We start from the raw sequence: 6,777 nt of genomic DNA, 5'->3' as shown, positions 1-6,777 counted from the left end.
CCCGCTTACACAGACAAGTTGACACGCCCGTCAAAGACAACTTTCCCACGCGAGGGAGAGCTATAGAAAGTTGCCCCGCACCTGCCACACCTGTCACACCCGCCCCTGAATCCGCAGAATCACGCCGAATCGACGGCCCCGAGCGCACCACGCGCCGGGGCCGTCGTCGTCCCCGAGGAGGACACCACCGATGACCACCGAGAACACGGCCAGCACCGACCGGGCCAGCACCGAGGAAAACCTCCGTGCCGCAGTCCGTTTCCACGTCGGCCGAAACGACCGCATCCGTAAACGTGCCGAGCGCGCCGAAACCGAGGCCGCCGAACTCCGCGCCGCCCTGGCCCAGGCACACGCCGAAACCGACCGGCTGCGCGCCCAACTCACCGAACTGCCGGAGGCCCACACATGAGCACCCGGCGCGCCTACACCGAGGACGACGTGGCCCGGTTCATGGACCTCGCCCGCGGCGGACGAGACCGCCACCGGCCCACCACCGGCACCCGCGAGCTGACCGACCGCCGGCCCATCCCCCGAGACTGGCCGGCCATGACCAACGCGGACGGGTCACCGTCCGCGCCCCTGCCCACCGCCGACCCCGAGAAGGAGTGACGGGATGACCCGCCTGTTCCGATCCCACGCAACCTACTGGACGAAGAATCGCCGCACGGCCCGCCGAGCGCAGGCGCTGCCCGCCGTGCAGATCGACCCCGAGGGCCGCGAGGTGCCCGGCGTCGCACTCATCACGGACGCCCACCCGCGCGTGGTGCTCACCGTGGACGAGATGCGCGCGCTTGCCCTCGCCCTGATCGACGCCGCCGAGGTGGCCCGCCAGCAGCTCGCCCCCGCTGAGCCCGAGCAGACGGAGAAGGCCGCATGAGCCGCCGAGGTCCGGACAGCACCCCTGAGCATCCGCTCCCCGCCACGACCCCCGAGGACTGATCCCCGCATGTACAGCGTCTACGCCCAGCACTGGCAGCGCGACACGGAAGCCGCCGCCTCCGCACGCGTCTACCAGGTATCCCGCCTGCGTCACGACGCGGCCCCCGCCCCCGGCGTTTCGATCTTCCGTCACGGCCGCCCCGTGCTGACCCTCACTCCCGACGACGCCCGGCGGATCGCTGACGGCCTGCACGACGCCGCCGAGCGTGCCGAGCGCGTCCCCACCACCCCGACCCGCAAGGAGCACCACTCATGAAGCACCCGCACATCACGCACGCCGAGGCCGAAGCTCAGGCCCACCCCCTGCCCCTGGAGGACCAGATCACCTACTGGAAGGCCCGCGGCCGCGCCCTGGAACGCGCCGCTCAGCGCGCCCAGACGCACCCCCGCCCCGAGGACGCCGCCCCCGAGACGGCGCCCACCCCGACCGGCCCCGACCCCGTGCAACTCGAAATGCTCGAAGCCCGCATGGAAGCCGCCGCCGCCCGCCGCGGGATCGACCCGGACCCCCTCCTCCCGTACCTGCGGGCCGAGCCGTTCATGAACGAGGACGGCCGCGTCGAGCGTGCCGCCGTCGAGACGTTCTTCCAGCAGCTCGCCGACGCGCGCGACGCCCGGATGGTGCGCCCGTGACCGGCCCCAGCACCGACGGCGTCCGCGGCGGCCGGCAGACCTGGGCCCAGTGGTACTACTCCGGCGCCCCCACGGCGCAGGACATGGCCGACCGGCGCCACGCCGACACGGCCCGCGCCGAGCGTGCCCGTCTCGACGCCGAGGCCCTCAACGCCCGCCACGCCGAGCCCCGCCCCGATCCGGCCGCCCGGCTGCGGATCGCCCTCACCAACCTGGGCCCAAGCATGGTGCCCCCCGGCGCAGGCCCCACCCTGGCCGACGTCAACGCCGCGATTCGCCGCGAGGCCGGCCCCGACCGCGCACTGCACCAGCAGATGCTCGACCTCCACTTCACCCAGCAGGCGCGCCGCCGCGCCGCCGGCAACCACTGACACACGAAAGGCAGATCATGAGCACTACCAAGACCACCCCCGCCTACACGACGGCCGAGGACATCCGCGCCCAGGTCCACGCGCACGCCGAGGAAGAGCGCCGCGACGCGGCCGCCCACGAGGCAATGCTGAACCTCATTCAGCAGATCGGCGACGGCCGCGAGGACCCCGAACCGGACCTGGACGCCGCGTACGAGCAGGCCCGCATCAGCGGGGACTGGGAGGAGTACGAGCGCATCTTCCGGGCCCACGACGACTGGGCCGACCGGTCCGCCAAGCGTGCACGCATGGCGAACAACCTGCGAAGCCGTGCCATCCCCAACCCCGAGCGACGCCGCACCCTCAAGGGTGACGCCGGCCGTCTCACGCTGGCCTACCTCGCCGGCGCCCTGCCCAGCATCCTCGACGCCGCCCAGCGCCTCACCCTCCACGGTGTGCCTTCCACCGCTGAGGCCGCCATGACCGCCGACCCCCGCGCCCGGGGCCGCCACGTCGAAGCCGCCGCCGTCGTGGACGCCTACAGGGCCCTGCGCCGCGCCCAGGCCGCCGCCGTGACCGACATCAACGCGACTGTCGCGGAGAGCTTCGGGGGGCCGTCCAAGGTCTCCTCGCAGAGCGTGCTCACCATCGGGCAATTCCGTGACGCCCTCCACCTCGACGCGACGTGGCTGAGCAACCGCCGCAACGCCATCGGGCAGCTGCGCTCCTCCGCCACCCGCGCCCACCTGCGCCGGTACGTCCCCGGGATCGTGGAGTTCCTCGACGACGCCCCTGCCGAGCTGTTCGGGCCGATCACCGCGGACGGGTTCCCCGCTGAGTGCACCACCGTCCCCGCCCGCGCCCAGTGGCTCGCCACGTGGAGCACCCGCCTGGACTTCTGGGTGCCCGAGTTCGAGGACCTCCAGCAGCTCCAGCACCTCTACGGGGCCGCCATCAACCCAGAGCACTGGCAGGACCGCAAGGGCCTTGTCCTCGCCAACACCTACGAGGGGGAGAGCGCCGCCGACAACGCCGAGCGCCTGGCCCTGGTCAACCTCGACTACCGCCGCCCCGACTGGGACAACCCCCAGCCCGAGCCCACCGCCGAGGACCTGGACGCCATCACCGCGAACCGCGCCGCCCTCCCGCGCGAGCAGCACCCCGGCCTGCACGCCTGAGCCGCACCACCGCGACGCGGCCCGCCCACCACACCGGAGGGCGGGCCGCCCCGCACCCACAGACCCACGCCCGCACAACGCACCCGCACCCGTGCCTGCAAACGCGTCCCCTCACGCACGCTCACACACCCGACCACCAACGCCCCACCCCACCGCCGAACGCCCGCCACAGCCCGCAGGGAGAAGCTCCCAGCACACCCCCAGAGCAAGGGGGGCACCCCACCTCCCCCCGGGGGGCGCCATCCCCGCCCCGCCACAGTCTGTGGCTCGGGCTGTGTACGGTTCCCACCCCCCGCCCACACGACGCATGAAAGGCCCCAGAATGCCCGTTTCACCCTGCCCTGAGTGCGGCCGCGACGTCATTCCCGCGGGGATCGGTCAAGCTCCGCGCTTCTGTTCGACGTCCTGCCGTCAGCGCCGGCATCGCAAGGTCACCCGCGTGCGTGGGGAGCTCGCCGCCGCAGAGACAGAGCGGATGCCGCTCCGCGCCGCGTACTACCGGGAGTGGCTGGCGCGGCTGATGGGCGACTGAGCCGTCCCTTCCTGGGCCTATGCCGGTCTGACGGGAGCGCTGGGCCGCGCCCGTGCCCTGAAACGGGCCGTCCGAACAGCAAACCGCCCCGGCGGAAAGCCGGGGCGGCGCAGAAGTTGTAACCGGGGTGCTGGCTTCTCTCTTCGCCAGACTCGGGTAGTGGACCTGAGGCCCGGCCCGAGGAGCGTCGCTGTAAGCCTGAGGCTATGGCTCTTCGCTCACTAACGATGCTACACCGTCCCGAAGTTCGGTCAAGGACTGTGGATGTGATGTGCGTACGCTTGCGCTATCACTCTTGTGGTCGGAGAAGTCCCCAAGGCCGATTGTCTCTGCAACATGGCGGGCAAGCTGAGCTTTTGGGGACTGCTGTTTCAGGTACTGGGTCTGCCCCATCTCCTCAACGCCACGCCTGTAGTGGTACGCGGAGCTGGCCACGATGTCAGCGATCTGCAGCCCGGGACACGTCTTAGAGTCGAGGCTGACGGCGGTGAGGAATCGACGGTTGCCCATGCGGCCGTTGATTCGCGCCAGGAGCTCCGCACCGTAGGAGACCTCCTTGGGCACGCTGATGTGGTCGAGCAACGCAACGCCGAGCTCTCGTCTCGTTGTCATTCCACGAAGCAGTCGCTCAGTGGCGAAAAGGTGTCCCTCCCACTGCTCTACGTCCACCCAAGGATCGAAGTGCCGCTTGTCCAACACGAAGATGCCGAAGCGGGCCCCTGCGCCAACCGCGTCGTCGATCACGCGGCGTAGGACGGGCAGTGACCCCTTGTTCACGCGTCCGAACTTCAACTCGTCCGCGTTGGTGTAGTTGCTCTCCTGTCGGACCGCTTCGAATCCGCGCAGGACCCGGTCCGGGTCGTCAGTCTTTACGGCAGCGGTGACGAAGTACTCGCCCTGGCTTCCCTTGGCTCCGGCCTCGTCCACGAAGTAGGTGGAGCAACGGGTTTCCAGGGGAAGGTGAACTTTCGGTGCGGGCATGTCCGTCCTTAGGAGAGGCGAGATTCACAGCCTAACTGTGGGAGGGCCCGTCGTAAGGCTCCCCACGCCTCATGGCCCTGGCGCCCCGAGGTAGCCGTCTCATGAAACGTCTCTCCTGGTCTGGCGAAGGGACGACCAGGTGAGGGCCATGGGTAGGCTCCCACTTCATGAAGTCGCTCGCACCCGTCGGCGTTCTCGCCGCTCTTGCCCTGTCCCTGTCCGCGTGTGCTGGTGGCACCTCCGCGCCGGCATCGTCGTCCCCTGCCGCCCCGTCGTCGACGGCTGCCGAATCTGGCGCCGGTGACCTCGCTGCCAGCGTCCGCGACGCTCTGGCCGGGAACGCGCACGTGACCGGCGTGGAGTCCCCGGAGGCCGGCCGCGTGGAGGTGTCCACGGACCTCACGGACCCGCGCACGGAGAACAGCATCGAGGCCGACCAGGCTAAGGCGATCTGCGAGGCGGCCGCCGACGTGGAGGGCGTGGACTACGTCAACGTCACCGAGTCCGACGGCACCAGCTGGGTGCTATTCGGACACCCGCGCTACCCCGCCGGGGAGTGCACTGAGGTCTGAGCCCAGGTCTAGCGGCGGGCCCGTAGGCTGTGCCCACGCGCCGCACAACTTGGCCGCTACCTCTAGGAGATTCCGCCATGCTCACATCACGTCGGATTGTTGCCTCCACCTTGGCCCTGTCGGCCCTGCTGCTGACCGGGTGCCAGGGTGATCCTGAGTCCACCCGGTCCAGCACCTTTCCGAGTGACGACTACGTGACGGTGACAGTTCGGGGGCAGTGGCTGCCCCCGAACGGCACGACGGTGCGTAGGGAGAAGGGGAAGGTGCTGCTGAACGTCGATCGCGAGACCGTGGATTCCAACTTGAATGCTTTGCTCCCGTCATCCCCTTCCGGGAAGTGGTACGAGGCGAGCTACATGCTCACGCGGGGCTCCCTGGTGGAGGCGTACGTCTCCCTCCCTGGCGCCGTACCTGGCATGACCACGGCCTGCGAGCTGGAGGTGGATGGCGTCACGCTCGACAGGTCTGAGCTGGTAGCGGGAAGCGGGAACACCGCGATCTGTTCCGCGCGATTGCCAGCCAAGTAGTCCGCCGGCGCTGGGCCGCGGGATGGGCGAAGTACCTACCTAGGTAGAAGCTGCTTGCCCTGCTGAACATGAGCGGCCCCAGCTTGGAGGGGAAGGGCCGCGAGCACCACGGTAGCGCCCGGCCCAGCAACCGCGCGTGGTTGCCACAGAGCACGGCCCCGGCCTTCCCATCGCGGGAGGGCCGGGGCCTTCGTCGTCTCGGGGGTGCGGACACTATCCGCACCCTGCCGACGTGACTACCCCTCACGTCACCGGCGCGGAGGGTCGGCACTGAGCGCCGAACCTGCGACGGCGGCAGGTTGGAGGGTGTCGGCAGCCCCGACGCCCTAGGGTGGATATTCGGTTGGGCCCCTCAGCGGCTCCGAGTGCGTACAGACTGTGGACGCCCCAGGGGTCCCCCCTGAGCGGGGACCTCTGGCCGGCACGCTGTTCCGGTCACCGCGCATCCCACGTGCGGGCTGGGCCAGTGCGTCATCACCACGAGGCGAGCCTACGCGCTCACTGCTCGCCGCCCAGTTCGGCCCATGCGGCCTCCCATGCTGCGCCCATCGTCACCACCTGCACGCCCAGCCGGTCCGCCGCCCGGGCAAGATCGGTGATCGTCCCGCCGCCCTTCTTCGACGCGATAGCGCGGACTGCGTCGCGCACGTCCTCGGCCTGGAGCTCTTCGATCCGGTCCGCGACTTCGAGCAGCCGGGAGCCGAGGGTGCGGGCCTGGCGGGGAGTCAGATCGCCCACGATGAGGTTGTCGATCCCGCACGGTCCCACTTCCAGGAAGAAGCCCCGGTCAGGCGCCCAGCTGGACCCTACGTTGCCCACCCGCGGGCCGTCGTTGATGCCCCAGGATCGTTCCTCTGCGAACCCGTCGCCGTACACGTCTACGCCGTCGTTGTACTTCTCCCAGTCCCGGACGGTGAAGCCTGCGGGGCGGTGATGGTCTGCTGCTTGTCCATGGTGTCTCCCTAGGTAGTGCGGTGGTCAGGTCTAAGGCGTCCCCTGCGGGGACTAGCGGACCTACGGGCGGGCTTGTTCTGATCCCCTGCCCCAAAGCTCCCGACGCCCCCG

11 protein-coding genes are annotated in these 6,777 nt (G+C 70.1%); 9 read left to right on the top strand and 2 right to left on the bottom strand.

The genetic code is table 11. From position 1 onward, the window contains the following. Positions 1-190 precede the first annotated feature (190 nt). The 7 genes from HMPREF3105_RS02170 to HMPREF3105_RS02140 all read left to right on the top strand — a co-directional run bounded on the left by HMPREF3105_RS02170 (position 191) and on the right by HMPREF3105_RS02140 (position 3,100). Positions 191-409, top strand: coding sequence for a hypothetical protein (locus tag HMPREF3105_RS02170; protein WP_070708671.1), 219 nt, complete (start codon positions 191-193; stop codon positions 407-409). Continuing rightward, on the top strand, positions 406-609 hold the full coding sequence (locus HMPREF3105_RS02165) for a hypothetical protein (RefSeq protein WP_070708670.1): 204 nt from the start codon (positions 406-408) through the stop codon (positions 607-609). The genes HMPREF3105_RS02170 and HMPREF3105_RS02165 overlap by 4 nt, the downstream gene beginning before the upstream one ends. Positions 610-613: 4 nt before the next feature. Beyond that, positions 614-877 (top strand): hypothetical protein, encoded by a 264-nt coding sequence (locus HMPREF3105_RS02160; RefSeq protein WP_070708669.1) that lies wholly within the window; start codon positions 614-616, stop codon positions 875-877. Between the two features lie 69 nt (positions 878-946). Continuing rightward, the gene (locus tag HMPREF3105_RS02155; RefSeq protein WP_070708668.1) at positions 947-1,195 is read left to right on the top strand and encodes a hypothetical protein; all 249 of its coding nucleotides are present in this window, start codon (positions 947-949) and stop codon (positions 1,193-1,195) included. Then, a complete protein-coding gene (locus HMPREF3105_RS02150; RefSeq protein WP_070708667.1) occupies positions 1,192-1,572 on the top strand; it encodes a hypothetical protein in 381 nt (126 codons plus the stop codon). Before HMPREF3105_RS02155 ends, HMPREF3105_RS02150 begins: the two co-directional genes overlap by 4 nt. Beyond that, positions 1,569-1,943, top strand: a complete 375-nt coding sequence (locus HMPREF3105_RS02145) for a hypothetical protein (RefSeq protein WP_070708666.1) — start codon at positions 1,569-1,571, stop codon at positions 1,941-1,943. The genes HMPREF3105_RS02150 and HMPREF3105_RS02145 overlap by 4 nt, the downstream gene beginning before the upstream one ends. Positions 1,944-1,960: 17 nt before the next feature. Continuing rightward, complete coding sequence (locus tag HMPREF3105_RS02140) at positions 1,961-3,100, top strand: hypothetical protein (RefSeq protein WP_070708665.1); 1,140 nt, start codon at positions 1,961-1,963, stop codon at positions 3,098-3,100. A 736-nt stretch (positions 3,101-3,836) separates the two neighbouring features. Here the strand turns inward: HMPREF3105_RS02140 and HMPREF3105_RS12575 are convergent. Beyond that, a complete protein-coding gene (locus tag HMPREF3105_RS12575) occupies positions 3,837-4,559 on the bottom strand; it encodes a DUF3800 domain-containing protein (protein ID WP_141762406.1) in 723 nt (240 codons plus the stop codon). A 401-nt stretch (positions 4,560-4,960) separates the two neighbouring features. Between HMPREF3105_RS12575 and HMPREF3105_RS02130 the strand changes: the two genes are divergently transcribed. Both HMPREF3105_RS02130 and HMPREF3105_RS02125 read left to right on the top strand, forming a co-directional pair. Next, positions 4,961-5,185, top strand: coding sequence for a hypothetical protein (locus tag HMPREF3105_RS02130; RefSeq protein WP_070708664.1), 225 nt, complete (start codon positions 4,961-4,963; stop codon positions 5,183-5,185). Between the two features lie 77 nt (positions 5,186-5,262). Beyond that, positions 5,263-5,712, top strand: coding sequence for a hypothetical protein (locus HMPREF3105_RS02125; protein WP_070708663.1), 450 nt, complete (start codon positions 5,263-5,265; stop codon positions 5,710-5,712). Positions 5,713-6,210: 498 nt separating this feature from the next. Here the strand turns inward: HMPREF3105_RS02125 and HMPREF3105_RS13325 are convergent, their stop codons facing one another. Further along, positions 6,211-6,450, bottom strand: a complete 240-nt coding sequence (locus HMPREF3105_RS13325; RefSeq protein ID WP_141762405.1) for a hypothetical protein — start codon at positions 6,448-6,450, stop codon at positions 6,211-6,213. Positions 6,451-6,777: the final 327 nt, after the last annotated feature.

Source organism: Micrococcus sp. HMSC31B01 (genome assembly GCF_001816085.1).
GTDB lineage: Bacteria > Actinomycetota > Actinomycetes > Actinomycetales > Micrococcaceae > Micrococcus > Micrococcus luteus.
Note: the sequence above shows the minus strand (reverse complement) of the source record. Positions and strands in the feature narration are given on the sequence as shown.

Coding starts and splice junctions, on each gene's coding strand:
- HMPREF3105_RS02150 (WP_070708667.1), top strand. CDS start 1,192: ATGAAGCACCCGCACATCACGCACGCCGAGGCCGAAGCTCAGGCCCAC.
- HMPREF3105_RS02140 (WP_070708665.1), top strand. CDS start 1,961: ATGAGCACTACCAAGACCACCCCCGCCTACACGACGGCCGAGGACATC.
- HMPREF3105_RS02160 (WP_070708669.1), top strand. CDS start 614: ATGACCCGCCTGTTCCGATCCCACGCAACCTACTGGACGAAGAATCGC.
- HMPREF3105_RS02165 (WP_070708670.1), top strand. CDS start 406: ATGAGCACCCGGCGCGCCTACACCGAGGACGACGTGGCCCGGTTCATG.
- HMPREF3105_RS02170 (WP_070708671.1), top strand. CDS start 191: ATGACCACCGAGAACACGGCCAGCACCGACCGGGCCAGCACCGAGGAA.
- HMPREF3105_RS02155 (WP_070708668.1), top strand. CDS start 947: ATGTACAGCGTCTACGCCCAGCACTGGCAGCGCGACACGGAAGCCGCC.
- HMPREF3105_RS02125 (WP_070708663.1), top strand. CDS start 5,263: ATGCTCACATCACGTCGGATTGTTGCCTCCACCTTGGCCCTGTCGGCC.